25 protein-coding genes are annotated in these 25,231 nt (G+C 38.9%); 15 read left to right on the forward strand and 10 right to left on the reverse strand.

Features of this window, described 5'->3' with window-relative positions; translation table 11 throughout:
* Position 1: 1 nt before the first annotated feature.
* Positions 2-1,297, reverse strand: coding sequence for a Vi polysaccharide biosynthesis UDP-N-acetylglucosamine C-6 dehydrogenase TviB (gene tviB, locus F935_RS15040; RefSeq protein WP_016139669.1), 1,296 nt, complete (start codon positions 1,295-1,297; stop codon positions 2-4).
* Positions 1,298-1,673: 376 nt separating this feature from the next.
* Here tviB and F935_RS15045 point away from each other — a divergent pair, with 376 nt between their 5' ends.
* From F935_RS15045 to F935_RS15065, 5 genes are all read left to right on the forward strand, one after another.
* Positions 1,674-2,774, forward strand: a complete 1,101-nt coding sequence (locus F935_RS15045; RefSeq protein ID WP_016139670.1) for a polysaccharide biosynthesis/export family protein — start codon at positions 1,674-1,676, stop codon at positions 2,772-2,774.
* Between the two features lie 5 nt (positions 2,775-2,779).
* Positions 2,780-3,208 (forward strand): low molecular weight protein-tyrosine-phosphatase, encoded by a 429-nt coding sequence (locus tag F935_RS15050; protein WP_016139671.1) that lies wholly within the window; start codon positions 2,780-2,782, stop codon positions 3,206-3,208.
* An 18-nt stretch (positions 3,209-3,226) separates the two neighbouring features.
* The gene (locus F935_RS15055; protein WP_016139672.1) at positions 3,227-5,410 is read left to right on the forward strand and encodes a polysaccharide biosynthesis tyrosine autokinase; all 2,184 of its coding nucleotides are present in this window, start codon (positions 3,227-3,229) and stop codon (positions 5,408-5,410) included.
* A 191-nt stretch (positions 5,411-5,601) separates the two neighbouring features.
* Positions 5,602-6,327, forward strand: a complete 726-nt coding sequence (locus F935_RS15060; protein WP_016139673.1) for a BamJ family beta-barrel-assembly machinery protein — start codon at positions 5,602-5,604, stop codon at positions 6,325-6,327.
* A 49-nt stretch (positions 6,328-6,376) separates the two neighbouring features.
* On the forward strand, positions 6,377-7,072 hold the full coding sequence (locus F935_RS15065; protein WP_016139674.1) for a BamJ family beta-barrel-assembly machinery protein: 696 nt from the start codon (positions 6,377-6,379) through the stop codon (positions 7,070-7,072).
* Between the two features lie 48 nt (positions 7,073-7,120).
* Here the strand turns inward: F935_RS15065 and murJ are convergent, their stop codons facing one another.
* Positions 7,121-8,671 (reverse strand): murein biosynthesis integral membrane protein MurJ, encoded by a 1,551-nt coding sequence (gene murJ, locus F935_RS15070; RefSeq protein ID WP_171068117.1) that lies wholly within the window; start codon positions 8,669-8,671, stop codon positions 7,121-7,123.
* A gap of 72 nt (positions 8,672-8,743) precedes the next feature.
* A complete protein-coding gene (gene ampD, locus F935_RS15075) occupies positions 8,744-9,313 on the reverse strand; it encodes a 1,6-anhydro-N-acetylmuramyl-L-alanine amidase AmpD (protein ID WP_035366550.1) in 570 nt (189 codons plus the stop codon).
* 171 nt (positions 9,314-9,484) lie between these two features.
* On the opposite strand from ampD, the gene nadC reads away from it, so the two are divergent.
* Positions 9,485-10,330, forward strand: coding sequence for a carboxylating nicotinate-nucleotide diphosphorylase (gene nadC / locus F935_RS15080; RefSeq protein WP_016139677.1), 846 nt, complete (start codon positions 9,485-9,487; stop codon positions 10,328-10,330).
* Here the strand turns inward: nadC and F935_RS18610 are convergent.
* The 6 genes from F935_RS18610 to F935_RS15100 all read right to left on the reverse strand — a co-directional run bounded on the left by F935_RS18610 (position 10,327) and on the right by F935_RS15100 (position 16,493).
* Positions 10,327-10,494, reverse strand: a complete 168-nt coding sequence (locus F935_RS18610) for an ABZJ_00068 family colistin stress protein (protein ID WP_000938939.1) — start codon at positions 10,492-10,494, stop codon at positions 10,327-10,329. The two genes, nadC and F935_RS18610, sit on opposite strands and share 4 nt — an antisense overlap.
* 477 nt (positions 10,495-10,971) lie before the next feature.
* Positions 10,972-13,140 carry a phosphocholine-specific phospholipase C gene (locus F935_RS15085; RefSeq protein ID WP_016139678.1) on the reverse strand — a complete coding sequence of 723 codons (2,169 nt, stop codon included), beginning with the start codon at positions 13,138-13,140 and terminating at the stop codon, positions 10,972-10,974.
* Positions 13,141-13,161: 21 nt separating this feature from the next.
* Entirely contained in the window at positions 13,162-13,296 is a 135-nt protein-coding gene (locus F935_RS19150) for a hypothetical protein (RefSeq protein ID WP_265596961.1), read from the reverse strand.
* Positions 13,297-13,429: 133 nt separating this feature from the next.
* A complete protein-coding gene (gene rph / locus F935_RS15090) occupies positions 13,430-14,146 on the reverse strand; it encodes a ribonuclease PH (RefSeq protein WP_016139679.1) in 717 nt (238 codons plus the stop codon).
* Between the two features lie 124 nt (positions 14,147-14,270).
* Positions 14,271-15,434 (reverse strand): fatty acid desaturase family protein, encoded by a 1,164-nt coding sequence (locus tag F935_RS15095; protein ID WP_016139680.1) that lies wholly within the window; start codon positions 15,432-15,434, stop codon positions 14,271-14,273.
* 33 nt (positions 15,435-15,467) lie between these two features.
* Entirely contained in the window at positions 15,468-16,493 is a 1,026-nt protein-coding gene (locus F935_RS15100; RefSeq protein WP_016139681.1) for a ferredoxin reductase, read from the reverse strand.
* 173 nt (positions 16,494-16,666) lie between these two features.
* Between F935_RS15100 and F935_RS15105 the strand changes: the two genes are divergently transcribed.
* Together F935_RS15105 and F935_RS15110 are read left to right on the forward strand one after the other, a co-directional pair.
* Positions 16,667-17,305 (forward strand): TetR family transcriptional regulator, encoded by a 639-nt coding sequence (locus tag F935_RS15105; RefSeq protein ID WP_016139682.1) that lies wholly within the window; start codon positions 16,667-16,669, stop codon positions 17,303-17,305.
* 137 nt (positions 17,306-17,442) lie between these two features.
* Complete coding sequence (locus F935_RS15110) at positions 17,443-18,090, forward strand: TetR/AcrR family transcriptional regulator (RefSeq protein WP_016139683.1); 648 nt, start codon at positions 17,443-17,445, stop codon at positions 18,088-18,090.
* 108 nt (positions 18,091-18,198) lie between these two features.
* Here F935_RS15110 and F935_RS15115 read toward each other — a convergent pair whose 3' ends face one another.
* Positions 18,199-18,816, reverse strand: coding sequence for a thiol:disulfide interchange protein DsbA/DsbL (locus F935_RS15115; RefSeq protein WP_016139684.1), 618 nt, complete (start codon positions 18,814-18,816; stop codon positions 18,199-18,201).
* A 180-nt stretch (positions 18,817-18,996) separates the two neighbouring features.
* On the opposite strand from F935_RS15115, the gene ubiG reads away from it, so the two are divergent.
* The 7 genes from ubiG (at position 18,997) to F935_RS15150 (ending at position 25,205) form a co-directional block, all read left to right on the forward strand.
* Positions 18,997-19,710 carry a bifunctional 2-polyprenyl-6-hydroxyphenol methylase/3-demethylubiquinol 3-O-methyltransferase UbiG gene (gene ubiG / locus F935_RS15120; protein ID WP_016139685.1) on the forward strand — a complete coding sequence of 238 codons (714 nt, stop codon included), beginning with the start codon at positions 18,997-18,999 and terminating at the stop codon, positions 19,708-19,710.
* Entirely contained in the window at positions 19,707-20,408 is a 702-nt protein-coding gene (locus F935_RS15125) for an HAD family hydrolase (RefSeq protein ID WP_080645630.1), read from the forward strand. The genes ubiG and F935_RS15125 overlap by 4 nt, the downstream gene beginning before the upstream one ends.
* 68 nt (positions 20,409-20,476) lie before the next feature.
* Positions 20,477-21,223 carry a YciK family oxidoreductase gene (locus F935_RS15130; RefSeq protein WP_016139687.1) on the forward strand — a complete coding sequence of 249 codons (747 nt, stop codon included), beginning with the start codon at positions 20,477-20,479 and terminating at the stop codon, positions 21,221-21,223.
* Positions 21,224-21,441: 218 nt separating this feature from the next.
* Positions 21,442-21,855, forward strand: a complete 414-nt coding sequence (locus F935_RS15135) for an RcnB family protein (RefSeq protein WP_016139688.1) — start codon at positions 21,442-21,444, stop codon at positions 21,853-21,855.
* A gap of 241 nt (positions 21,856-22,096) precedes the next feature.
* Entirely contained in the window at positions 22,097-22,426 is a 330-nt protein-coding gene (locus F935_RS15140; protein WP_016139689.1) for an RcnB family protein, read from the forward strand.
* A 120-nt stretch (positions 22,427-22,546) separates the two neighbouring features.
* Entirely contained in the window at positions 22,547-23,902 is a 1,356-nt protein-coding gene (gene argA / locus F935_RS15145; protein WP_016139690.1) for an amino-acid N-acetyltransferase, read from the forward strand.
* 334 nt (positions 23,903-24,236) lie between these two features.
* A complete protein-coding gene (locus F935_RS15150; RefSeq protein WP_005308915.1) occupies positions 24,237-25,205 on the forward strand; it encodes a sulfonate ABC transporter substrate-binding protein in 969 nt (322 codons plus the stop codon).
* Positions 25,206-25,231: the final 26 nt, after the last annotated feature.

Raw genomic sequence — 25,231 nt, forward strand, 5'->3', positions numbered from 1 at the left:
ATTAGAGACGGAATACAGTAAAGCCAGCATCTGACATTTCAGTGCGGTCAAAAAGACTTTTAACATCAGCTAACACAGGTTTTTCACCCTTCATATAACTGTGTAATTCGCTTGCTGAAAGTGATCGAAACTCATTGTGACCTACCGCAACAATGACGCTATCTACAAGGTTTTGAGCATCAACTCTTCCAAGCTCTATGCCATATTCATGTCTAACTTCATCCGCATCCGCCCATGGGTCTGCCACTACAACCTGCGCTCCCCAGAACTCTAACTCTTTAATGAGATCTGCTACTTTACTATTACGAATATCAGGACAATTTTCTTTAAAAGTTACTCCGAGTACACCAACTTTCGCACGAGGCACGTCAATACCATTTTGAAGCATTAGCTTAATCGTGTTACGAGCAACATAACGTGCCATATTATCGTTGATACGACGACCAGCAAGAATCACTTGTGGATGATAGCCAACTTCTTCTGCTTTATGAGTCAAATAATATGGATCAACACCAATACAGTGCCCACCTACTAAACCTGGACGGAACGGTAAGAAGTTCCATTTACTACCAGCGGCTTCCAAAACGTCTAAAGTATCAATACCAATTCGATCAAAAATAACAGAGAGCTCATTTACTAAAGCAATATTTAAATCACGTTGCGTGTTCTCAATAACTTTAGCAGCCTCTGCAACTTTAATGCTAGAAGCTTTATGAGTTCCCGCAGTAATAATGCTTGCATACACTGCATCTACAGTATTTGCCACTTCAGGAGTACTACCACTGGTAATCTTTTTAATTTTAGTTAATGTATTAATTTTATCGCCTGGGTTAATACGTTCAGGACTATAACCTGCAAAAAAATCTTCGTTAAATTTTAGGCCAGAGATTTTTTCTAAAATAGGAATACATACTTCTTCAGTCGCACCTGGGTATACCGTAGATTCATATACAACGATATCGCCTTTCTTTAAAGCTTGTCCTACAGTTTCACTCGCTTTTTTTAAGGGGGTTAAATCTGGTCGATTGACCTGATCAACAGGAGTTGGAACAGTTACAATAAAAAAATTACTTTGTTCTAAATCATCTAAATTTGCACTAAAACTTAAGTTTTGTGATTGTTGCAACTCTTCAGGTGTAACTTCTAGAGTATGGTCTTGGCCACTTTTCAATTCATCAATACGTTTTTGATTAATATCAAATCCAATTACCGGCCCTTTTTTCCCAAACTCAACCGCCAATGGCAAGCCTACATAACCTAAACCTATAATCGCTATTCTTAAATCGGCAAGTTGCATAAAAGTTAGCCTTATTCCTTACAAATTGTATATATTAAATAATGATACATATTGACCAAATATAGTCGTGCGTAACTATATCAGTTTTTTTTTATTAACCGTAATTCAATTGTATAAAAGTGTTTACAGATCTTAGGTTCTTTTTAGATAATCTAACTTATTCTTTCCATCTAATTTCCAGTTCAGTAGAAGTTAACTAATAACATGGTAAAGTGTGTTGATATAAATTAAACATACAAAGCTCTACTCTTTTTCTATGTTTTTTATTTTTTTTTCAGCTAGAATCGGACCATCTGTGTCTAACATAAGCATTTAATGCTATACGATTAACGATACAGACAGTATCAATTAAAGATAAATAGACAAAGGGTTTCTTGTGAAGTATTGTCAGTTTTTTTCTGTTCTTGCTTTAAGTTTAAGTGCTGCTAGCTGTGCAGTTACTTCCGGTTTACAAACTTACGATATTCCAAATGAGGGCGTTTATAGAACCGACCTAGGAACTACCGTTAATGTTGTAAAAATTTCTCAAGAAACACTACCAGCAATACAACCAGCTCAGGTTGACTATCAACGTGACTATGCAGCCCTCTTTAAAAATCAGCAACCGATTTACCGCTTAAGCCCAGGAGATGTGCTCTCAATTCAGCTTTGGGCTTACCCTGAAATTACGCCTCCTGTAAACAACGTTAATAATGAACAATCTGTTCAGGCAAATGGTTATCCAATTGACCAGAGTGGTTACATTCAATTCCCGTTAGTAGGTCGCTACAAGGCTTCTGGTAAAACTTTGGCTCAAGTTAACCGTGAGTTACGTAGTCATTTAGCCCGTTTCTTAAAAAATCCGGATGTTACGGTTCGTGTATTATCCTATGAAGGTCAGCGTTTTTCGGTACAAGGCAGTGTAATAAAAGGCGGACAGTTTTATTTAAGTGATCAGCCTGTGAGTGTATATACAGCTTTAGGACTTGCTGGTGGTGTGAGTGATAGAGGCGATAATACTTACATTCAGCTTATTCGTAATAGTCGAACCTATAATTTAAATACAATCGATTTAGAAAAGGCGGGTTATTCATTACATAAACTACTAGTTCAACCCAATGACACGATTTATGTGAGTACACGCGAAAACCAGAAAATTTATATCATGGGTGAGTCAGGTAAAAACCAAGCCTTAGCAATGCGTGATCAAGGCATGACTTTAACCGACGCATTGGGTGAAAGCTTAGGAATTAACCCAATTTCGGCGAGTGCAAGCCGCATTTATGTAGTACGTACCAACCCTAATGACCATACAACAGAAATTTATCATTTAAACTTAATGAGCATTGGTGACTTTGGCTTAGCCAATCAATTTAAATTACGTAGTAATGATATTGTCTATGTAGATGCGACTGGCTTGACTCGCTGGCAACGTGTGGTTAACCAGATTATTCCTTTCTCAAATGCTTTATATAACATAGACCGTTTGGGGCAATAATTATTATGCAATTTAAAAACATTTTAGTGGTCTGTATTGGAAATATCTGCCGCAGCCCTATGGCAGAATATTTCTTAAAACAACAATACCCCGCATTAAATATTGAATCTGCTGGCATTTCAGGACTTGTAGGTCATCAAGCAGACAATAAAGCTCAACTTTGTATGCAACGTTGGGGGATTGATATGCAGCCTCATATTGCAAGAAAGTTAAATGCTGAACATATTAAAAAAGCTGACCTTATTTTGGTCATGAGTCAAAACCAGCAAAAACATATTGAGCAAACTTGGCCCTTTGCAAAAGGTAAAACTTATCGCTTGGGTCATTGGCAGAATAGAAATGTGCCTGATCCCTACCAGCACGACCAAGCTATTTTTGATGAAACCTGTCAGCTCATTCAACAATGTATTGCTGACTGGAAACCTTATATTTAACGCCAAGATTTTAAGCTTATGAACCAAAATACGAATACCGAAGATACAATTGATTTAAAAGAATTGTTTTTTTCACTCATTGCGCAGTGGAAGCTTATCGCTCTATGCGTTATTTTAAGTCTTGTATGTGCTCTACTCTACTTACGTATCACCCCTAATACTTACTCTGTTGATGCACTAGTTCAAGTAGAAGACAGTAAAGGTGCATCTGCAGCATTATTGGGTGATCTATCTAACATGATGGAACAAAAGTCACCAGCTCAAGCTGAAATCGAAATTTTACAGTCTCGTTTAGTTTTAGGTTCTGTCATTAAAGAATTACATCTAAATATACAGATTTCTAGTACAGAGAATACTTTTAGCCATCGCTTATTAAGCGATACTGAATATAAAACTGAATATAATAAAAAATCAGTCATCTTTAAGGATGGTCTCAAAAGTTTTGAAATTCGTACACTAGAAATTCCAGCGTATTATCTGGATAAAACCTTACATCTTAACTTTGATAAACAATCTTTACGTTTAACTGACCCAACAACTGAAGAAGTAGTATTAAATGTCCCTTTGAATCAGTTAAACCAAGTTGCAGGGCCGTATGGTTCTTGGAAAATTGCAATCTTCACAAAAGATCAGTTTGATACAACTTATAATATCAGGAACTTATCTTTACCTGCTGCAGTGAATGCAATAAGTTCAAATTACTCCGTTGCAGAACAAGGGAAGCTTACAGGAGTTTTAGGCTTAACCTACCAAGGACAAGACAAAGAGCATATTACTAAAGTTTTAAATGCAATTTTAGCAACTTATAGTGCACAAAATATTGAACGTCGCTCTGCAGAGTCTGCTCAAACCTTAAAGTTTTTGGATGAACAATTACCAGATCTAAAAAAGCAACTTGATGATGCTGAACGTCAATTTAACAAATTCCGTCAGCAATATAACACTGTTGATGTGAATAAAGAGTCCGAACTATATTTAACTCAGAGTATTACTTTAGAAACTAAAAAAGCTGAACTTGAACAAAAACAAGCTGAAATGGCTGCAAAATATACTGCTGAACATCCAGCAATGCGCGAAATTAATGGACAGCTGAGTGCCATTAATAAACAAATCGGTGAGTTAAATAGCACATTAAAACAACTACCAGATGTACAACGTCAATATTTGCAATTGTACCGTGAAGTTGAAGTAAAGACTCAGCTTTATACAGCTTTATTAAACTCTTACCAGCAGCTTCGAATTGCAAAAGCAGGTGAAATTGGTAATGTACGTATTGTTGATACTGCTGTTGAACCTGTCGAGCCAATTAAACCTAAAAAATTACAAATTTTAATTTTATCTATTTTCTTAGGCGGTTTTATTGGTACTTTAATTGCCTTATTACGTAATATGCTACGTACAGGGATTAAGGATTCTGGCCAAATTGAAAATGAATTAGATTTACCTGTATATGCGACAGTACCACGCTCCCCAATTCAAGAAAGTCGTGTTAAGATTTTAAAGAAGAAGAAAAGTATTCCTATTCTTGCTGTTAAAAATAGTGATGATATTGCAATCGAGAGCTTACGGAGTATCCGTACTGCGATTCACTTTGCATTAGCAAATGCAAAAAATAATATTATTATGATTGCGGGCCCTTCTCCAGAAGTGGGTAAATCATTTATTTCGACCAACCTTGCAACAATTTTTGCGCAAGGAGATAAACGAATCTTGCTTATCGATGCAGATATGCGCCGTGGTTATATGCACAAATACTTTGATATTGATGTCAAGCCAGGCCTTTCTGAGTTATTGAGTGGTCAAGCTGACCTACAAAAAGTATTGCACAAAACTCAAGTGGCTAACCTCGATATCATTACTCGTGGTAAGAGCCCATCAAATCCTTCAGAAATTTTAAGCTCTAATCAATTTAAAGAGTTACTTGAACAGCTACAAAGTCAATATGACCACATCATTATTGATACTCCACCAGTGTTGGCAGTAACTGATGGTATTATTATTTCGCAATACACTGGTGTGAACTTAATTGTTGCTCGTTATGCTAAGTCACAAATGAAAGAGCTTGAATTAACACTTAATCGCTTTGAACAAGCGGGTGTTAAAGTCAACGGCTTTATTCTCAATGACATTCAACGTGCTAGTGCTGGTTATGGTTACGGCTATAACTACGCCTATGCTTATAAAGCACAAAAAGAAGATTAAGTGTAAAGTGATAAAAAAAAACCGGATCAAATGATCCGGTTTTTTATTTAAGATTTTTTAAGTATATCCCTACTAAAACTAACTAAAATATATAAAAAACCACTCGTTTTTTTTCTTAAACATTCTATGCTTAAGCATGCTAAGATCAAAAGCAGCCTTTTAGACTCAAATGATTATTTTTGGAACTTTTTATGAGTAAAGCCTTACCCATTGCTGTCGCTGTAGTTTTAGGCGGTGCTGCACTTGTACCAGTATATTATGCAAGCCAACATCCGACCACAGAAGTCGGAAGCAAGGCAAATAAAAATGCCTCTCCAATTGAAAAAATCAGTTATGTTCTTGGGTATGAAGTTGCTCAGCAAACTCCACCTGAACTAGATACAAAAGCATTTGTGAAAGGTATTCATGATGCTCGTAGTAAGCAGCCAAGTGCTTATACTCAAGAAGAGTTAAAAGCTGCTGTAACCGCTTATGAAAAAGAATTGCAGCAAAAAATGCAGCAACAAAATAAACCGGAACAAGCTGCTGGTGCTACTTCTGAATCTGCAGATGCGCAGTTCCTTGCCGAAAATAAAACAAAAGCTGGTGTAAAAACAACAGCTTCTGGTTTGCAATATATCATTACTAAAGAAGGTGCTGGCAAACAGCCAACAGCCCAATCAGTTGTTAAAGTACATTATGAAGGTCGTTTAATTAACGGTCAGGTTTTTGATAGTTCTTATAAACGCGGTCAGCCAGTTGAGTTCCCTCTTAATCAAGTTATTCCAGGCTGGACTGAGGGACTTCAATTAATGAAAGAAGGCGGTAAAGCGACTTTCTTCATTCCATCAAATCTTGCCTATGGTCCTCAGGAAGTTCCTGGCATTCCAGCAAACAGTACACTGATTTTTGATGTAGAACTTATTTCAGTGAAATAAAAACATTCAGGAGAGTAGAACACTACTCTCCTTTTTTTTGGAAAACGGCATGAAAAAAATCGGTTTAATTATTGCAGCATCAACAATGAGTTTATCTGTTTTTGCTGCAACTCCTATAACGAATAAAAGTCCAGCAAAAGAACAATTTAGTTATAGTTATGGCTATTTAATGGGTCGTAATAATACGGATGCGCTAACAGATCTGAATCTTGATATTTTTTACCAAGGTCTCCAAGAAGGCGCTCAAAGTAAAACAGCACGCTTAACTGATGAAGAAATGGCGAAAGCGATTAATGACTATAAGAAAACATTAGAAGCCAAACAACTCGTCGAATTTCAAAAAACAGGTCAACTAAACGCTCAAGCAGGCGCGGCATTTCTTGCTGACAATGCAAAAAAATCTGGTGTGATAACGACTAAATCTGGTCTCCAATACCAAGTGTTAAAAGAAGGTAATGGACAAAAACCGAAAGCTACCTCTCGCGTTAAAGTGAATTATGAAGGACGTTTACTAGACGGGACTGTATTTGATAGTTCTATTGCTCGTAATCATCCAGTTGAGTTTCAGCTCAGCCAAGTCATTGCAGGCTGGACAGAAGGTCTACAAACCATGAAAGAAGGCGGAAAAACCCGTTTCTTTATACCTGCGAATCTTGCTTATGGCGAAGTCGGGGCTGGTGACACGATTGGTCCAAATAGTACTTTAATTTTTGATATTGAATTATTGCAAGTTTTACCAAAATAAATTCATGAGATATAAAAAAGCGATCATTTAAGATCGCTTTTTTATTTTTTAGTGTTTTAAGTCTCTAGGACGAAAACCTGTAACAACTAGAGCCACCAGATAAGCGACTACGCCCACTACACACAATCCAACCACTTCGGCAATGCGTAACCACTGTGAAAGCTCACCGTTATACCAATTTAACGCAAACCAGAGCGCTGCAATCATGGTAAGATTTGCCAAACCATATTGAAGCCCTAATTTTTTCCAATGCGAATCAAATCGGAAAATATTACGTTTATGTAAATAGAAGTAGAGTAGACCCGCATTTACTAAAGCCGAGCCAGAAGATGCCAATGCAAGTGCCATATGCTCTGCATGCCAATCAATCAGCTTAAAGAAACCAATAAATATAACGTTCAAAATAGCATTGGCTGCGACCGACATTAAACCGACACGTACAGGGGTTTTAGTATCTTGCTGTGCATAGAAGCCAGGTGCAAAGACTTTAATCAACATAAACGAAATCACACCCGCACTCATACATTGCAGTGCAAGCGCTGTCATTTGTGTATCACGTAGGTCAAACTCGCCACGCTGGAATAATGCCTGAATAATTGGAGTAGAAAGCATAAATAAGGCAATACTTGCTGGTAAGCCAACTAATACAATAATTTTTGCAGCCCAGTCGATCATACCGCGGAACTTTGCTTGATCTTGTTCTGCATGACGGGCAGAAAGTGAAGGTAAAATCACTGTACCAATTGCAACGCCAATTAAACCTAACGGCAACTCAGTCATGCGCTCTGCACTATAGAGCCAAGACACTGAACCATCTTGCATGAAAGAAGCCCAAATCGTATTTAATAATAGGTTAATCTGGGTAACAGATACCCCAAATAATGCTGGAAGCATTAATTTTAAAATACGCTCTACACCTTCGTGTTTAAAATCAACTTTAGGTGGGATCAGCAAGTTTTTACGCCATAATTCAGGAATCTGCAAAGCTAACTGCAACACTCCTGCTACTACCACTGACCAGCCTAATGCTTTGATTGGTTCAGCCATATACGGCGTAAGCCACCATGCACCTGCGATCATCGCGACATTCAGCAATACTGGTGAAAAAGCTGGTGAAGCAAATGAACCATAACTATTTAAAATACTGCTAGCGAAGGCAGTGAGTGACATAAATAATAAATAAGGGATGGTCAGACGGAACATGCTGACTGCTAAATCGAACTTTTCAGGATCGCTATGGAAACCCGGTGCATACATATAAATGATTGCAGGTGCCAAAACCATAGCCACAAAAGTCAGTAGGGTCATGACTGTTAACAAACAACCAAATACCCGACTAATCAAGATCTGCACTTCAGCGTGTGCCCGGCCTGTTTTATATTCAGTTAATACTGGAATAAAGGCCTGAGAAAAGGCACCTTCGGCAAATAATCGTCGAAAGAAATTGGGAATACGAAAAGCGACGACGAAGGTATCAAAATCTTTACCCGCACCAAACACGTTGAGCAATACGACATCACGCACTAAACCTAACACTCGTGACAACATCGTCATTGCACTGACAATAAAAGTCGATCGCCACAATGCCATCGTACTCACCTACAGCTATATTCGAAAGACGCTATTGTAATGAAACTAGAAAATCTTTTCGTTGTGAAATGATGAATGAACTCAACTTTTTTTCTGAGCCAACAATTGTCTAAAATACTGCCATTTAAAATAAGGTCCCGGATCAGTTTTTCGGCCAGGCGCAACGTCTGAATGCCCTGCAATATGGTTTTTAATTTCGGGATAAGCCTGACGAATAGCCTTAACCACATCGGTTAATACTTCGTATTGTACTTCGTCAAATAGTAAATCATCACTTCCTTCAAGCTCGATACCAATTGAATAATCATTGCATTCTACTTTGGCTAAATAGCTCGAACGTCCTGCATGCCAAGCTCTTTCGTTAAAATTAACAAACTGCAGGACTTCCCCACTACGTAAAATCAGCAAATGCGTAGAAACTTGCATGCCTTCAATGGTCTGGAAATAAGGATGAACTGACCAATCCAACTTATTTTGAAAAAATTGCTCAATATACCCGCCTCCAAATTGAGACGGCGGCAAGCTAATATTATGAACCACAATCATTTGAATTTCGGTACCAGTCGGACGCTGGTTAAAATTTGGAGAAGGGATTTGTCTCGCCCCTTTTAATTGTCCATCTATAACTTCATACGGTTTGATTTGCTTCATTGAGATGCCAATAAATTGCTTGCCCATTGTTTTAGTTTAAAGCAGTTATCTACTTTTCAAACTAGTAAATGCGATTGTTTATCACGATTAATCTCATAAAACAGCTTATTTTTAAAGTCGACGGTGCTAATATATCGCAAGTTTTAGGGTCATCTACAAAATGGAAACCGTATGAGCATACCTCAGTCTTTGCTTGAACAATCAATTCAAATCAATATTCAACAAGCATTACAAGAAGATATTGGGGACGGTGACATTACCGCTATGCTCACCCCTGAAGATGAGCAGGCAACTGCAACCATCATTAGCCGTGAAGATATGGTTTTAGCTGGCCAACCTTGGGTAAATGCACTCATCTCAGCTTATGACAATACTGTACAGGTAACTTGGTTAAAACAAGAAGGTGACCGTGTTGCCGCAAATGAAGCCTTTTTAAAACTTGCAGGCTCTGCACGTAGCTTACTTACTGTAGAGCGCCCTGCTTTAAACTTTATTCAAACTTTGTCTGCTGTTGCAACAAAAACTGCTGAATATGTTCAACATCTTGAAGGTTTAAATACAAAACTTCTCGATACGCGTAAAACCTTACCAGGCTTACGTATTGCACAGAAATATGCTGTGGCTATTGGTGGCGGACAGAACCATCGTCTCGGTTTATTTGATGCGTTCTTAATTAAAGAAAATCACATTATGGCGGCGGGTGGTATTGCTCAGGCAATTGAAAAAGCACATCAAATTGCACCGGGTAAACCTGTTGAAGTCGAAGTTGAAACTTGGGATGAGCTAAATCAAGCGCTTGAAGCTGGTGCAGACATTGTTATGCTCGACAACTTCAGTCAACAACAAATGATTGATGCCGTAAAACATGTTGCAGGCCGTTGTAAACTCGAAGCTTCTGGCAATATCACCATTGAAAACTTACGCGAAGTTGCCACTACTGGTGTTGACTACATTTCTATGGGCGTGCTGACTAAAGACGTTAGAGCTGTTGATTTATCAATGCGTTTTAATGCTTAAATAAAATCTGCGTCGTTATTCGTATTTTTTTGCGACTTGGTCATGTCTGCTGCTTGTGTTTTTTGCCATGCTGACTGAGTCGCTTGTGCCCCACTATCTCGTGGGTCGGCAGCCATTAAAACAAATGTAACTACTGCTAATAATACAATAAAACCTTGTAGCATAAATTTTCCCCATTACTTTAAAAAATTCAGGGTTCCAAAGTAAAAGATAAATATGACGAGGCTTAGGAGATTCTGTTACAAAAGGTAAGTCTTTATTTTTATTATTCATCTATAGAGCAGAATGTGACATTTAAAATTTTATAGAATGGTTAAACCTAATATTTATGACAGTCACATGTGCCATCCTTTAGTTATATTTCCTAAATTTAACTTGTGCTAGATGTCATCTACAACCTGAGCAAGACAAAGCGATTATAGCTTTGTCGCAGCGCAAGAATGTTATTAAGCCTGCCGTTGCCCTTCGGTACGTAATAAAGATTAATTAATCTTTATTACGTACCTTACTTTGGGCGAAACCAAAGTAACAAATTAGCTACTTCCACTAGATGAATAAACGATAAGACGCCGTCGTGATAGCTAATTTAAAATAATGATTAACCTAAGACTTTAGCTTAATCATTCATCCATTACAGCAACTTAAGACTCAACATAACCCATATACGGATCAGAAATTGAATCTTCTTGGGTTTCTATACGACCCGCAAAACGGCGGCTAAACGTCGAATCATCAGTTAAGGTCACAGTGAAGTCATACCAACCACCAAATTCAGACATATCCCAAACTAGTTCTTTTTCAGAACTATTTGTTTCTATAGTCCATGTCTTGTTTGCAAGATAAGCATTTGCTTTGATTGTGAGCTTGACTGACTTATTACCATCGTGACGCACTTTTAAATACAAATTCGCATCACACTCTTCCACACAAACTCTAATTTCTGGCAATGCTTGAGTCTGGTTCGTTTGGCTCAAATCTCCTTTAAATGCACGGTGAAAACCATTTGGACCGAGTACCCATAAATCGTACTGTCCATTTATAACATTCCACACATCATCAAGCTGTTTACCCATCTCAACCATATAACGACGAGGAGCTACTGTAAGATCTAATCGGTTATACACATGAAAAACAGCTGCTTGTTTACCCGTATTTGAGAACATCAGCTTTACAGTCTTTTGTGCTGCATCAACTTTGGCACTGGTGTGCAAAATATAAGGTAAAGCACGCGATGGTCTAATTCCCATTTCCTGCTGAGGAAATTGTTGCTGACTCGGAACAGGAACTTGTGGTAATAAAGCTTGAGCAACACGAATCGCATCGGCTTCAGCTTTTGTTTTCTTACCTACTAACTCATTTACAGGCAAGAGGTTCGGTGTTTTAAAATCAAAAGCTGTCATTAAATCACCACACACAGCACGGCGGTATGGGCTGATATTCGGTTCTTGCACACCAAAACGCTTTTCTAAGAACTGTAAAATAGAGGTATGGTCAAAGACTTGTGAATTCACCCAGCCACCACGGCTCCACGGAGAAATCACATACATTGGAACGCGTACACCCGGCCCATACACTCGCCCATCTGTTGGGGGTTGAGACTTTGAAGTCGCTACTGCTGGATGGTTAAAGTATTCATAAGATACTTGCTGATCACTTAATGTCGTTTTTCCATATACAACGCCTTTGATATCTTTAGACGGCGCACTTGGTGAAGGAATATGGTCAAAGAAACCATCATTCTCATCAAAATTCACCAATAAAACGGTTTGGCTCCACAGATCAGGATTTTTAGTTAATGCATTTAATACTTCCTGCATATACCAAGCACCTTGTACAGGACTAGATGGTCCTGGGTGTTCGCTATAGGTCGCAGGAGCGACTAACCAACTCACTTGCGGCAATTTACCTTGTGCAATATCAGCTTTAAAGGTTCCTAAAAAACCACCATCCGGCATTGTGTTAGCAATACCCTTATAAAGCGGCTGTGTTGCATCGATTTTTTCATCGTATGCAGGGCATGTCGGCGTGTCGTTACTGACAGGTTGACCAGATTGTTCGTTTGCACGGCGATATTGTTTAAAGCCTGCAAGTGGGTTATCGGTGAAGTTATCCGGCATGTTTTGATAAACTTTCCATGTCACGCCCGCCTGTTGTAAACGCTCAGGATAAGTCGTCCATTCATAACCTTCTGTTGATGGCCCAATCCCATCAAATTCATTTACTACACTAGCCACACCTGCACCTGTAGGGCCATTGGTTCCCGTCCAGATAAATTTACGGTTCGGGTTAGTCCCTGCATGCATGGCACAGTGGTAAGCATCACAAATCGTAAAAGCATTGGCTAAGGCAAACTGATATTCGACTTCTTGTTTTTTGTAGTAGCCCATCGACTGCGGTTTTTTATAAGCCACCCAGTCGCTCATGCGACCATTGTCCCAAGCTGCTTGACCATCAGACCATGAGTGAGGAGTTCCTGAAACACGCTGAGCATTCCCTAAACGACTGTCGAGATGGTACGGCAATACTTTATTTTTCTTAGCATCGTATTGCTCCCAAACCTTTCGACTTTCTGTCATTGGAATAGTAAAGCGGTCACCGAAACCACGCACGCCTTTTAGTGTTCCGAAATAATTATCGAATGAGCGGTTTTCCTGAGTCAAAATCACGATGTGTTTAACATCTTGAATAGTCCCATTTTCAACCTTAGCATCGATTGCAAGGGCTTTTTGAATACTCAGCGGGAAACTCGCCAAAGCAGCTGTTCCAAACATGGTTTTTGTAGAATTTAAAAGAAATTCGCGACGATTCATTAGTTCTATCCTAAGTTCTTATTATGGTGCACAGTGCATTTTGCAATTACTGGTTGGCGGTGTTGTTGGCGATGAATTATCTGAGTCGTTATCACCGTTACAAGCACTGAGCATGAGTGCTAAAGAAGTAATTAATAGAAGTGAAAGTTTTCGCATTGGTTTTTTCCAAACGGTTTAAATGCGAACTACTAATAAAGTGAAAAAGTGACAGCCAAGTGATGTTTTTATGTCGATTTGATGAAGGCATAAAAAAACGCATCCGAAAATGCGTTTTTTAGACAGCGTAAAATTACCAGCCTAGAGCTTCTTGTTGCTTTTTAATCAGCTCGGCAATTCCCTTTTCAGCCATTTCTAACATGTCATTGCTTTGTGCACGAGTAAATGGTTTATCTTCAGCTGTACCTTGAATTTCAATAAATTCGCCAGCTTGTGTCATCACCACGTTTAAGTCAGTTTGACAGTTTGAATCTTCTTCATAGCACAGATCAAGTAATACTTCGTCTTGATAAATACCAACAGAGATTGCTGCCACTAAACTTTTTAGTGGATCTTGTTTAATTTTTTTGTTGCTGAGCAATACATTCATCGCATCAACCAAAGCAACAGCTGCACCAGTGATGGCTGCTGTTCGTGTCCCGCCATCGGCTTGAATCACATCACAGTCAACTGTAATCGTGTTCTCACCCAATTTTTTCAAATCCACCATGGCACGTAAGCTACGACCAATCAGACGTTGGATTTCCTGTGTACGGCCCGACTGTTTACCACGAGCTGCTTCACGGTCACTACGGGTATGAGTTGAGCGCGGTAACATGCCATATTCAGCAGTAACCCAGCCCTGTCCTTTTCCTTTTAAAAATCGTGGAACCGAATTATCGATACTTGCAGTACACAATACTTTGGTATGACCAAACTCAACCAGAACTGAACCTTCTGCGTAACGGGTATAGTTACGTGTGATTTTTACTTCACGTAACTGGTCTAATGCTCTTTGGTCAATACGCATAATGATTCCTTAAAACAATGGCACAAATATAATTGCACCGTAGTATATCTCAATTACACGTACTTTCCCTTTTACTTATTGGTAAAGAGCATCGCTTGATGACTCAAACAATGCTCTATCTTTATTAAGCAGCTTTGCCAAACATGCCTTTCACTGCCTCAACAAAGGTTCGCTTGGTCGCCACCAAACGATCAACCACATTGTCAGGCAAAGAGTGAACAGCCAGACGTTTATACACACTCACAATCTGAGATCCAAAGGGTGCGGTATTGTACTGTTGACCAAACTCTGCACAAACTTCACGTACTTTAGGTGCCATCTCTTGATAGCGGTTAGCAGGCACCTCAGGAAACAAGTGATGTTCGATTTGATGACTCAAGTTACCACTCAAGAAATGCATAATTTTACCGCCAGTAAAGTTTGCTGAACCACGAATCTGACGCAAGTACCACTCTGCTTTGGTTTCATTATCAATATTATCAGTGATAATTTCAGAGTCTTCTGTGAAATGACCACAATAAATCACGGTCGATGCCCAGTAGTTACGAATCAAGTTAGCAAAAAAGTTACCAGCCAATACTGGCAAGAACATTGGTCCTGCAATGAGTGGGAACAGCACATAATCTTTACCAAATTGACGTACCATTTTTTTACGTAGATTTTTAGATTCTACATACACTTCTTTCCAAGTTTTAGTGCCATCAAACAACACTTTTTCCATCTCGAGACGTTGCAAAGCCAGTAGCCATTCAAAACCCGTTGACAATACAAAACCCATTGGCACGTTGAATAAAAAACGGGGTTCCCACTTTTGCTCACGGCTCATGCGCATCACACCATAGCCGCTAATATCATGATCCATGCCAAACACATTGGTATAGGTATGATGCTTATAGTTATGGGTATATTTCCAGTCTTCACCAGTACACACCGTATCCCAGTCATAGGTTGCGCCGTTAAGCGTCGGGTCATTTAACCAGTCAAACTGACCATGCATCACATTATGACCAAGTTCCATGTTTTCAACGATTTTAGACACGCCGAGCATAGCCGTACCCAACAACCATACTGGTGGAATCCAACCACCAAACATCAACATGCCACGTGATGCAATTTCGGTGTAGCGTACAAAATTACGTACTTTATAAATATATTTTGAATCTTGTTCACCGAGATCTTTCATCACGTCAAGACGAATTTCTTCAATACGGCGACCAAAAGCTTCTGTTTGCTCTGGGGTTAAATGTGCCGATTTTGATGTTGCTTTAAGTTCTACTGCCATATTCATAATGGTATCCTCAAATCTCTTTTATGCTTGTTTTTATAGATCAATCGTGACTGGGCTTAATGCCTGGTTCACACATAACTTAATTGCACGATTGGGTTGATCGTCAATTTCACCTGTTAATATATTCTGGGTGACACCACTGACTTTAGTACACGTACATTGGTTGCATACACCCATACGACAACCATGCTGTGGACGTAAGCCAGCTTGCTCTGCACTGCTTAATAACGTTGTGGTGGCAAGAAAGTTTTGTTGTGAACGACGAAATACGATGGGTTGTGCTTCATTAGACTGTTCGATTTGAACAGGCATGAAAAACTCTTGATGAAGCTGCGACTGAGCACTTTGCTGCGCATAAATTTCATTTGCCTGTTGCATCATGCCGTGGTGTCCACACACATACGTTGCAGTCTGCGCGTAATCAGGAACCAACTTTTGCAATAGGTCTTCAGTTAAATGCTGCTTTTGCTCAGCGGTATTAAAAAAATGATATTGAAGTTCTGGATGCTTTTCTGCCAAAGCTTTTAATTCAGCATGAAAAATTTCAGCACGATTAAAATAAATGACATGAATCTGTTCAAGCTGTTGTTTCAAAGCTTGCTGCAAAAGTGAATAAATTGCAGTAATACCACTACCTGACGCAATTAAAATCGCAGGTTGTTGGCCTTGGTGCAAAGTAAAATCACCTTGTGGCTGTGAAATCTCAATGCACTCTCCGACATGTAATCGTTGAGCTGCACTAGACACCAAGCCTTGTACTTTAATACCTAAAGAGATTTCACCTTGAGGAGTTACTTCAATAATTGAATAACTGCGCTGTTGGTAAACTCCATCTATAAGGAGCGTTAATAAAATACTTTGCCCAGCACGTACCTGATCGAAATTAAAATTACGATTCGGTTTAAGCTTGATAAGCACCATATCGGTATGTAGAGACTGAACTGCGATAACTTCTGCAAGTACGCGTTTCCAAGCCCAAGTCACGTTAATTTTCTGCAAAACAAAATCAACGAAATCTTCTCGAACCAAATGTGGCTGATAACTAAGTGTTGCGTTCATACGTTCCTCTTTTGTATCTGGCTATTTATTTGAGTGAACACATGTTCGTATAGTGAACATATGTACACTATATTTATAACTGTTCACTCAGTCAACACTTGTTCACTATTTTTTTTATGAAAGTTTGCTCTTTTTTGTTAGACTCTGGCTCACGGTTTAAATAGGCTCTTTTAATGTCGATACGGGATGAACGAAAACAGCAAAGTCGTCAGGCACTCCTCGATGCAGCCTTGCTTCTAAGCACGTCTGGGCGTTCGTTCAGTAGTATCAGTTTGCGTGAAGTTGCACGTGAAGTTGGTTTGGTACCGACAGCGTTCTATCGTCATTTTCAAGACATGGATGAACTCGGCAAGGAACTGGTTGACCAAGTCGCACTACACTTAAAAAGTGTTTTGCATCAACTAGGTCAAAGTTATTTACAACATAAATCGACCAAAACTCAGACCAGCATTGAGCTATTTGTTCAGGCGGTAAATCATAGCCCTAAGCAGTGGCAATTTATGATTTCCGAGCGTTGGGGCGGTTCAGAAACAGTTCGTGCAGCCATTGCTAGAGAAATCGAATTCCTGATTGAAGATCTAACAACTGATCTCACTAAACTCGAAAATTTTAAACATATTCAACAACCTCAGGACTTAAATGTCCTATCCACTATTTTGACCAACATGTCATTTACATGGGCAATGACGTGGCTCAACCTATCTAAACAATATCAAAGTGATCAGCTCAAACAGCAACAAAGCGCCTTTATTGAAAATGCCTCTACACAAGTTCGCTTACTGTTTAGAGGGATTGCAAACTGGGAACGGTAGAAGCGGCAAATGACAAAAAACAGGTTATGTGGTAATACGTAAAGAGAGAAAGAAAAAGGCTAAAAATTTCGAGAAAAGTCTTTTTCTTTTTACAGGAAGTAAATTATTAGTTAGGCCAAACTGGTGTGGGAATACCTATGAATCTTGATCGTCATACACAGTTTTTGATGCGCAAAGAAAAAATTCTAAGCGTGGCAGAAAAGTTGTTACTAGAAAACAATCAGGAAATTACTCTAGATGAGTTAGTGGCCGAGCTAGATATTGCTAAGGGCACACTTTATAAGCATTTTAGAAGCAAAAATGAGCTTCTACTTGAGCTCATTATTCAAAATGAAAAGCAAATTTTAGAAATTTCTAAAAAATATAATACAGATTTCAAAGAATATGCCCCTCATTACATGCTTCATCATTTGCTTACGCCAGGAAAAACCATTTTATTGCATCAACTTGAAGAAAGTCTGACAATGACAGAATCTAAGTTGAAGCATCTTTTCGAAGAGCTTTATGAAATCCGCCAACAGCGTATTTTAGCTATTAAAGATATTACAGAAAATTATTTAAAATCACTAAATTATGACATGTCGATTCGTGATTATTTGTCTTATATCTGGTCACTGACTTATGGCGCATCACTGCTTTTAAATTCTACCTATTACCAGCGCTCTATTGGTTCTCGCCAAAAATTAATTAATTTATATATTAATCAGGCATTATCGCTGCCAACTCAAACTGTTAATTTTGATGTTTTAAATTTTCAAATTGAAGATGAAAATAAGCAAAATTAATTGAAAGATTTCGTGATCATTAACAAAAAATTGAACATCGATATAAATTTTAATTAAATAAAAATGGGCTTCATTTGAAGCCCATTTTTGAAGTAAAGCCTAAACAACTTATTTTGCTTTACGTTCTTTCTCAATTAAATAATTAAGAACTTGAGTAACTTTACCATCTTCACCCTGTACAACATATTTACCATTAACGACAACCGCAGGAACACCTGTTAATTGGTACTGTTGAGCAAGTTTATTTGACTCGGCAACTTTTGCAGTCACAGCAAATGAGTTGTAAGTGCTATTAAATTTCTGTTCAGGCACGCCATAACGAGTAAAGAACTTCGCAGCAGAAGCCTGATCAAAAATTTGCTGACCATTCACCTGAATCGCATGGAACAACGGTAAATGCGTGCGTTTACGTACACCTAATGCCTCAGATGTATAATAGGTACGCGCCCCTTGTTCCCACATTTTATTCATTGCAGCAGGTGTACGTACAAAACGCACATCGTTAGGAATCTGTTTTAACCACGTTTGCATATGCGGTTCAAGTTTAAAACAGTGCGGACATCCATACCAAAAGAACTCTCGAACTTCGATTTTCCCCGGAACTTCCACTTTGCCTGGATTGGCAATCACGGTGTAGTCTTTACCAGCAACAAAATCTGCTGCCATTGCACCACCCGATACGGCCATAATTGCTGCGCTTAAACCACCCAAAACCAATTTTTTCATTGCTACAGCTTTTCCTCTAAGTTGTTATGCATTAGCTTATGCTCTAAATATAAAACAAATATGCTAAATTCGTTTTGCTTCTGTGAAGTTTTTTATTGGGTTTATCGCTTTTTTCCCAATAATCGCTACACTAACGGCGAACTATATCCAAAAAGATAACCCAAGTTTAGAGGTAGCACCATGTCGCAATTGAATGTTGATTTACAAGAAATCGCAAAGTTTGAAGCACTTGCTGCCAAATGGTGGGATCAACATTCTGAATTTCGCCCACTTCATCAAATTAATCCACTCCGTTTAAACTGGATTGATGAGCGTGTAGGCGGCCTTGCTGGTAAAAAAGTACTTGATGTCGGTTGTGGTGGCGGTATTTTGGCAGAGAGCATGGCACGTCGTGGCGCAGATGTACTTGGTATTGATATGGGTGAAGCACCGCTAGCTGTTGGTCGTTTGCATGCTCAGCAAGACAATGTTCAAAATATTGAATATCGCCAAATTCCTGTAGAAGAATTAGCACAAGAACAAGCTGGTCAATACGATGTGGTAACTTGCATGGAAATGATGGAACACGTTCCAGATCCAGCATCTATTGTAAGAGCTTGTCAGGCTTTGGTTAAACCGGGTGGCCATGTGTTCTTCTCAACCATTAACCGTAACCCAAAATCTTATTTATTTGCCATTATTGGCGCAGAATACGTACTACGCATGTTGCCAAAAGGTACACATGATTATCATAAATTTATTCGACCATCTGAAATGGCTAATGACATTCGTAATGCAGGTCTTACTTTAAAAGAAATGACAGGACTGCACTACAACCCGCTTACCAAACATTACTGGTTGGCGCCAAATGTTGACGTTAATTATATGGTTCACACGATAAATACAGGTGCATGATGAAAGCTGTTTTATTTGATTTAGATGGTACTCTTATCGATACGGCTGCCGACTTCATTCGTATTATTCAGCAAATGTGCCGTGATGAAAGACGCCCAGTTGTTGATGCAGACCTCATTCGCACTCAGGTTTCTGAAGGTGCACGTGCGATGGTTAAATTGGTCTATCCAGAGCTGGATGTGGCCAATCCAATTTTCTTGGCACATCGTCAAAACTTTTTAGATATTTACGGTAATAATATTGTGGTTGATACAGACCTGTTTGAAGGCATGTATCCACTTTTAGAAGAGTTAGAAGCTCAGCAAATTCCGTGGGGTATTGTGACCAATAAACCACGCGGATTAAGTGAATCTCTTTTAGCAAAGTTAAATCTGACCGAACGCTGTGCGGTTTTGGTGTGTCCTGAAGATGTCAGTAAAACCAAGCCAGATCCAGAACCAATGTATTTGGCGGCTAAACAGTTGAATATCCCAGCAAATGAAATTATTTATGTGGGTGACCATCCACGTGATATTGATGCTGGTCGCAATGCCAATATGTATACTATTTTGGCTGCATATGGCTATTTACCAATCGAACATCGTGATGATCTGGCTGCATGGCAGGCCGATTCGATTGTAAATACGGTGACAGAATTACACCATATGTTACGTCAAAAGCTTCCTGCTCTACAGGAAAATCAGCGTATGATAAGTTAACATAAGATTTTTATAGGCTTTTTTAACAGTTGTTTGTTTTATCAATATAAAAAGAAGGAGGTTTACCAATGAAATATTCAGAATACCAACCTCGTCCGGATCTACTCAAAGATCGAATTATTTTAATCACCGGTGCTGGCGATGGAATTGGGCGAGCTGCGGCTTTGACTTATGCCCTACATGGCGCAACCGTTGTACTGCATGGTAGAACCTTAAATAAACTTGAAGTTATTTATGATGAAATTGAAAGTCTGGGTGCACCGCAACCAGCGATTTTACCATTACAACTTTCGAGTGCTTCTGACCGTGATTATGACTTTTTAGTCGATACGCTCGAAAAGCAGTTTGGACGCCTAGACGGTATTTTACATAATGCAGGTATTTTAGGTGAACGCGTAGAGTTAGCACATTATCCAACCGAAACTTGGGATGATGTCATGGCGGTTAACTTACGTGCGCCTTTTGCTTTGACTCAAGCATTATTACCACTTTTGCAAAAATCAGAAAATGCCTCTGTTGTATTTACCAGTTCGGGTGTAGGCCGTGAAGCACGTGCTTTATGGGGCGCATATTCTGTTTCAAAAATTGCAATTGAAGCGGTGAGCAAAATTTTTGCAGCGGAACATACTTATCCAAATATCCGTTTTAACTGCATTAATCCAGGTGCAACGCGTACTGCAATGCGTGCGAAAGCCTACCCAGAAGAAGATCCGAAAACACTACCGACACCAGAGTCGATCTTGCCTGCTTATCTCTATTTAATGGGTGACGATAGCTTGGCGCTCAATGGTCAAAGTATTGATGCACAGGATTAAAAAGTTAAAGATGAAAAGCTAAATTAAATTACGGCCAATCATCAAATCTGGCTTGCCTATACCTGAAAAGATATATCCAAGCCTTTTTTATTATTGATAAAAAACTCTTGATCTATCCGTAATTTTAATTGAACCATTAAATGATCTTCACAGTTTCTCTGCATTTTGCGCGTAGAGTATTCAACATGAGAGACATCAGATGTAAACGAGGATGCATCATGAAAAAGTTGTTCACAATCTTAACCCTTTCCATAGCCGTACTCACCACAAGTATGGCGAGCTTTGCTGATCCTCCTTTTGACCGAGGCCATGGCCCCAAAGGTCCTAAAGGTGGAGGACCACGCGGTGAATGGAATGATCGTGGGCCAGGATTTGGACGTGATCATGATGAAGATCGTGTCCGTGACGAACGCCGTATGCGCGAAGAACGTGGTTTTGAACGCCTAAAACAGCATCGCTGGCAGCCTGGCTATGTTATGCCACAGCACTATCGTGGAAATGGCTATAAAGTCGACTATAAAGACAGTAACTTGCCAAGACCAGACCGAAACCAACAATGGTACAAAATCAACAATGACTATATTTTAGTCGATACTGATTCTAATAGCATTGTGAGTATTCGTGGTTTTTAAAGCGGTAGAACCTCGCTATCGCTGAGCAAAAAGGATAAAGCCATATGGTTTTATCCTTTTTTTATTACTTATATATTTAAAAAATAAAGAGTTTTTTTATATTCTAATATTTCGTATTTTCTTAATTTCTTCTTATTTCAGCGTTGGTTTTCACATTTTTTCTTCGTAGCCTCCACGATTTATCTGTAATTGTTCACTAATCTTTAGTTATTGAAATTTAATTCATCACTCGAGGTTTACAATGAAAAAACTAACAACAGCGATTGTTCTTTCACTTAGTGGTTTGGTTGCAACAACAGCAATGGCAGCACCTAATGATCATAACCACCATGGCAACTATCAAAACCATGAAGTAAAAACCGTTAAAGTGATTAAAAAAGATGACCATCGTAATGTGTGGCGAGCAGGTCAGGTCGTACCCCATGAATATCAACACTCACGTTACGTGATTGACTACCGTCAACATCAAAAATTAACTAAACCGGGTCGCTACCAAAAATGGTACAAGGTGAACGGAAATTATGTGCTGGTGAATGAACAAAGCCATAAAATCATTAGAGTAGTTCACTAATTTAAAAAAATTTAAACACCCAAACTTAGATTTGGGTGTTTTTTTATCTAAAACATGCGGCTTTAATCTTTTTTGTTTAGAATCATCTTTATATCTTTTTGCTGTTGATTCGAGATCGGTATGCCAAGCAAGTCTTTAGAAAAGTCGCATAATAACCCCCAGCATTATGTACACTGGTTTCGACACTCAGCACCCTACATTAATGCCCACCGCGATAAAACATTCGTATTGATGTTTGGTGGTGAAGCAGTCCGTCATCCTAATTTCGAACATATCATTCATGATATCGCGTTACTTCACTCTCTTGGTATTCGCTTAATTCTTGTGCACGGCGCACGTCCGCAAATTAATCAAAATCTTAAAGAGAAAGGAATTGAAACCCCTTTTTATGACAACAGCCGTATTACCACACGCGAATCTTTAAGCTGTGTCATGAGTGCCGTAGGCTCTATTCGCCTAGAAATTGAAGCATTGCTCTCTATGGGCTTAGCGAACTCGCCCATGTACGGCGCTCGAATAGATGTCGTATCAGGTAATTTTGTGACTGCTAAACCCTATGGCATTCGTGATGGCATGGATTTCCAGCTTACAGGTGAAGTTCGCTCAATAGACACCGATGCAATTGAACGACACCTCGATAATCATAATATTGTCCTACTGGGGCCAACAGGTTATTCCACTACAGGCGAAGTCTTTAACTTGCGAACAGAAGAAGTTGCGACCAAAACTGCAACTTATTTAAAGGCAGATAAACTGATTTTTCTTGGAGAGCAACAAGGTCTTCTTAATGAAGATGAACAAATATTACGTGAGTTAAGCCCACATCAACTGGACTACTATATTCAACAATACCAAACCATTAGTCCGACGCTGACCCTACATTTGCAGCAAGCAAAAAAAGCGTCTTTATCAGGTGTACACCGTGTTCATCTCATTTCCTATGCCTATGATGGTGCCCTTCTCGAAGAGTTATTTACTCGAGATGGTATAGGCACCATGATTACCGATGCGCATTATGAAGAAGTTCGTACAGCTCATATTAAAGATGTGGGCGGTTTAATGAATTTATTGCGTCCTTTAGAAGAAGAAGGCATTTTGGTTTATCGTTCACGTGAACGTCTGGAGCAAGAAATCAGCCAGTTCGCTGTCATTGAACGCGACGGTATGATTTTAGCGTGTGCTGCACTTTATCCAATTCCAACCGAATTTAATGAAACTCGTTCTGCAGAAATTGCCTGTGTTGCAGTACATCCAAGTTATCGTAAATCAAACCGTGGTAGCCAAATTCTGCAATTCCTTGAAGAAAAGGCCAAAGAACAAGGTATTCGTCAATTATTCGTTTTAACAACGCGTACCGCTCACTGGTTTTTAGAACATGGTTTTCATCAGGTCAGTGTTGATGAGTTACCTAATGCCCGTCAGGCGCTCTATAACTATCAAAGGAATTCTCTAGTCTTTAAGAAACTGCTTCCCTAGCCTTTGCTCTTTTTAAGATATTCTTATTTCAGATAAGCTTAGTTAAAAAAGTACATCCATAAACGCTATTAATTTATGGTTGTACTTTTTTTAAATCTCTATTTTTAATGTTTTAATATTTTTTTATTTTATTTACATCAACTTACCCATAATTAATTAAATATATTCCTCTTAGATAAATCACTTTTTTGCATAAGTTTATAGCCTATTGTTTTTAGCTTTTTTTTGCATAAATAAAGACCGAATACTTATTTTTTCTGAAATAAAAATCCCTTTAGGGTATCTGCTCATCCAATTATTTTTTCTTTTTCTCTTTCGGGGAGCACGAAATCTCATGGCACTTTTCAATACCACTTCATGGGCAAAATATTCAGTCATCGCAGCCAGCCTTGCAGGAGTGATGATGTTAAGTGGTTGTGCCAAAAAAGAGGAACAGGCCACCACAACTTTAAATATTGGCTATCAAAAATATGGCATTCTTCCTATTTTAAAAGCTCGTGGTGACCTAGAAAAAGTACTAAAAGAACAAGGCGTGCAAGTAAAATGGGTCGAGTTTCCTGCTGGCCCTCAATTGCTTGAAGGCTTAAATGTAGGGAGCGTTTCACTCGGTGAAGCAGGTGAAGCACCACCTATTTTTGCTCAGGCAGCCAATCCAAATTTAGTCTATGTCGCAAACCAACCTGCTGCGCCAAAAGCCGAAGCATTATTGGTACAAAAAGACTCCCCAATCCACTCTATTAAAGATTTAAAAGGCAAACGTGTTGCTCTTAATAAGGGTTCGAATGTTCATTACCTATTATTAAAAGTTCTAGAAGCCAACAATTTAAGCTTAAGTGATATTCAACCTGTTTATCTACCGCCATCAGACGCTCGTGCTGCCTTTGAAAAAGGTGCAGTAGATGCTTGGGTAATTTGGGACCCGTTCTTTGCAGCGGCTGAACATCAAATTCAAGCACGAGTTTTAGCAACAGGTGAAAATTTAGTAAGCAATCATCAGTTCTATCTAGCTGACCGTAAATTTGCAGAAAATAATCCAAAAGTTCTGAACACAGTTGTACAGACACTTAACCAGACTACTGAATGGGTGAGTTCACATCAGGATGAAGCTGCCAAGCTACTCGAAAAACCGACAGCACTTGAGTTTGATGTACTCAAAACGTCCATTTCACGTATGGGTTTTGGAGTTCAGCCAATCTCTGACAAGGTGGCACAAGAACAACAACAAGTAGCTGATGCCTTTTATGCGCAAAAGCTCATTCCTAACAAGCTCACTATTCAAGACGCCATTTTAAAACTGAAATAAACCCAGCTTGGGCACAGCTTAAATAA

This window comes from Acinetobacter calcoaceticus ANC 3811, from assembly GCF_000399665.1.
Taxonomy (GTDB): Bacteria; Pseudomonadota; Gammaproteobacteria; order Pseudomonadales; family Moraxellaceae; genus Acinetobacter; species Acinetobacter calcoaceticus_B.

Bases quoted from the DNA above. Each gene is read 5' to 3' on its own strand.
- tviB (WP_016139669.1), bottom strand. From the start codon at position 1,297: ATGCAACTTGCCGATTTAAGAATAGCGATTATAGGTTTAGGTTATGTA.
- F935_RS15050 (WP_016139671.1), top strand. From the start codon at position 2,780: ATGCAATTTAAAAACATTTTAGTGGTCTGTATTGGAAATATCTGCCGC.
- F935_RS15055 (WP_016139672.1), top strand. From the start codon at position 3,227: ATGAACCAAAATACGAATACCGAAGATACAATTGATTTAAAAGAATTG.
- F935_RS15060 (WP_016139673.1), top strand. From the start codon at position 5,602: ATGAGTAAAGCCTTACCCATTGCTGTCGCTGTAGTTTTAGGCGGTGCT.
- F935_RS15065 (WP_016139674.1), top strand. From the start codon at position 6,377: ATGAAAAAAATCGGTTTAATTATTGCAGCATCAACAATGAGTTTATCT.
- ampD (WP_035366550.1), bottom strand. From the start codon at position 9,313: ATGAAGCAAATCAAACCGTATGAAGTTATAGATGGACAATTAAAAGGG.
- nadC (WP_016139677.1), top strand. From the start codon at position 9,485: ATGAGCATACCTCAGTCTTTGCTTGAACAATCAATTCAAATCAATATT.
- F935_RS18610 (WP_000938939.1), bottom strand. From the start codon at position 10,494: ATGCTACAAGGTTTTATTGTATTATTAGCAGTAGTTACATTTGTTTTA.
- F935_RS15085 (WP_016139678.1), bottom strand. From the start codon at position 13,140: ATGAATCGTCGCGAATTTCTTTTAAATTCTACAAAAACCATGTTTGGA.
- F935_RS19150 (WP_265596961.1), bottom strand. From the start codon at position 13,296: ATGCGAAAACTTTCACTTCTATTAATTACTTCTTTAGCACTCATGCTC.
- rph (WP_016139679.1), bottom strand. From the start codon at position 14,146: ATGCGTATTGACCAAAGAGCATTAGACCAGTTACGTGAAGTAAAAATC.
- F935_RS15095 (WP_016139680.1), bottom strand. From the start codon at position 15,434: ATGAATATGGCAGTAGAACTTAAAGCAACATCAAAATCGGCACATTTA.
- F935_RS15100 (WP_016139681.1), bottom strand. From the start codon at position 16,493: ATGAACGCAACACTTAGTTATCAGCCACATTTGGTTCGAGAAGATTTC.
- F935_RS15105 (WP_016139682.1), top strand. From the start codon at position 16,667: ATGTCGATACGGGATGAACGAAAACAGCAAAGTCGTCAGGCACTCCTC.
- F935_RS15110 (WP_016139683.1), top strand. From the start codon at position 17,443: ATGAATCTTGATCGTCATACACAGTTTTTGATGCGCAAAGAAAAAATT.
- F935_RS15115 (WP_016139684.1), bottom strand. From the start codon at position 18,816: ATGAAAAAATTGGTTTTGGGTGGTTTAAGCGCAGCAATTATGGCCGTA.
- ubiG (WP_016139685.1), top strand. From the start codon at position 18,997: ATGTCGCAATTGAATGTTGATTTACAAGAAATCGCAAAGTTTGAAGCA.
- F935_RS15125 (WP_080645630.1), top strand. From the start codon at position 19,707: ATGATGAAAGCTGTTTTATTTGATTTAGATGGTACTCTTATCGATACG.
- F935_RS15130 (WP_016139687.1), top strand. From the start codon at position 20,477: ATGAAATATTCAGAATACCAACCTCGTCCGGATCTACTCAAAGATCGA.
- F935_RS15135 (WP_016139688.1), top strand. From the start codon at position 21,442: ATGAAAAAGTTGTTCACAATCTTAACCCTTTCCATAGCCGTACTCACC.
- F935_RS15140 (WP_016139689.1), top strand. From the start codon at position 22,097: ATGAAAAAACTAACAACAGCGATTGTTCTTTCACTTAGTGGTTTGGTT.
- argA (WP_016139690.1), top strand. From the start codon at position 22,547: ATGCCAAGCAAGTCTTTAGAAAAGTCGCATAATAACCCCCAGCATTAT.
- F935_RS15150 (WP_005308915.1), top strand. From the start codon at position 24,237: ATGGCACTTTTCAATACCACTTCATGGGCAAAATATTCAGTCATCGCA.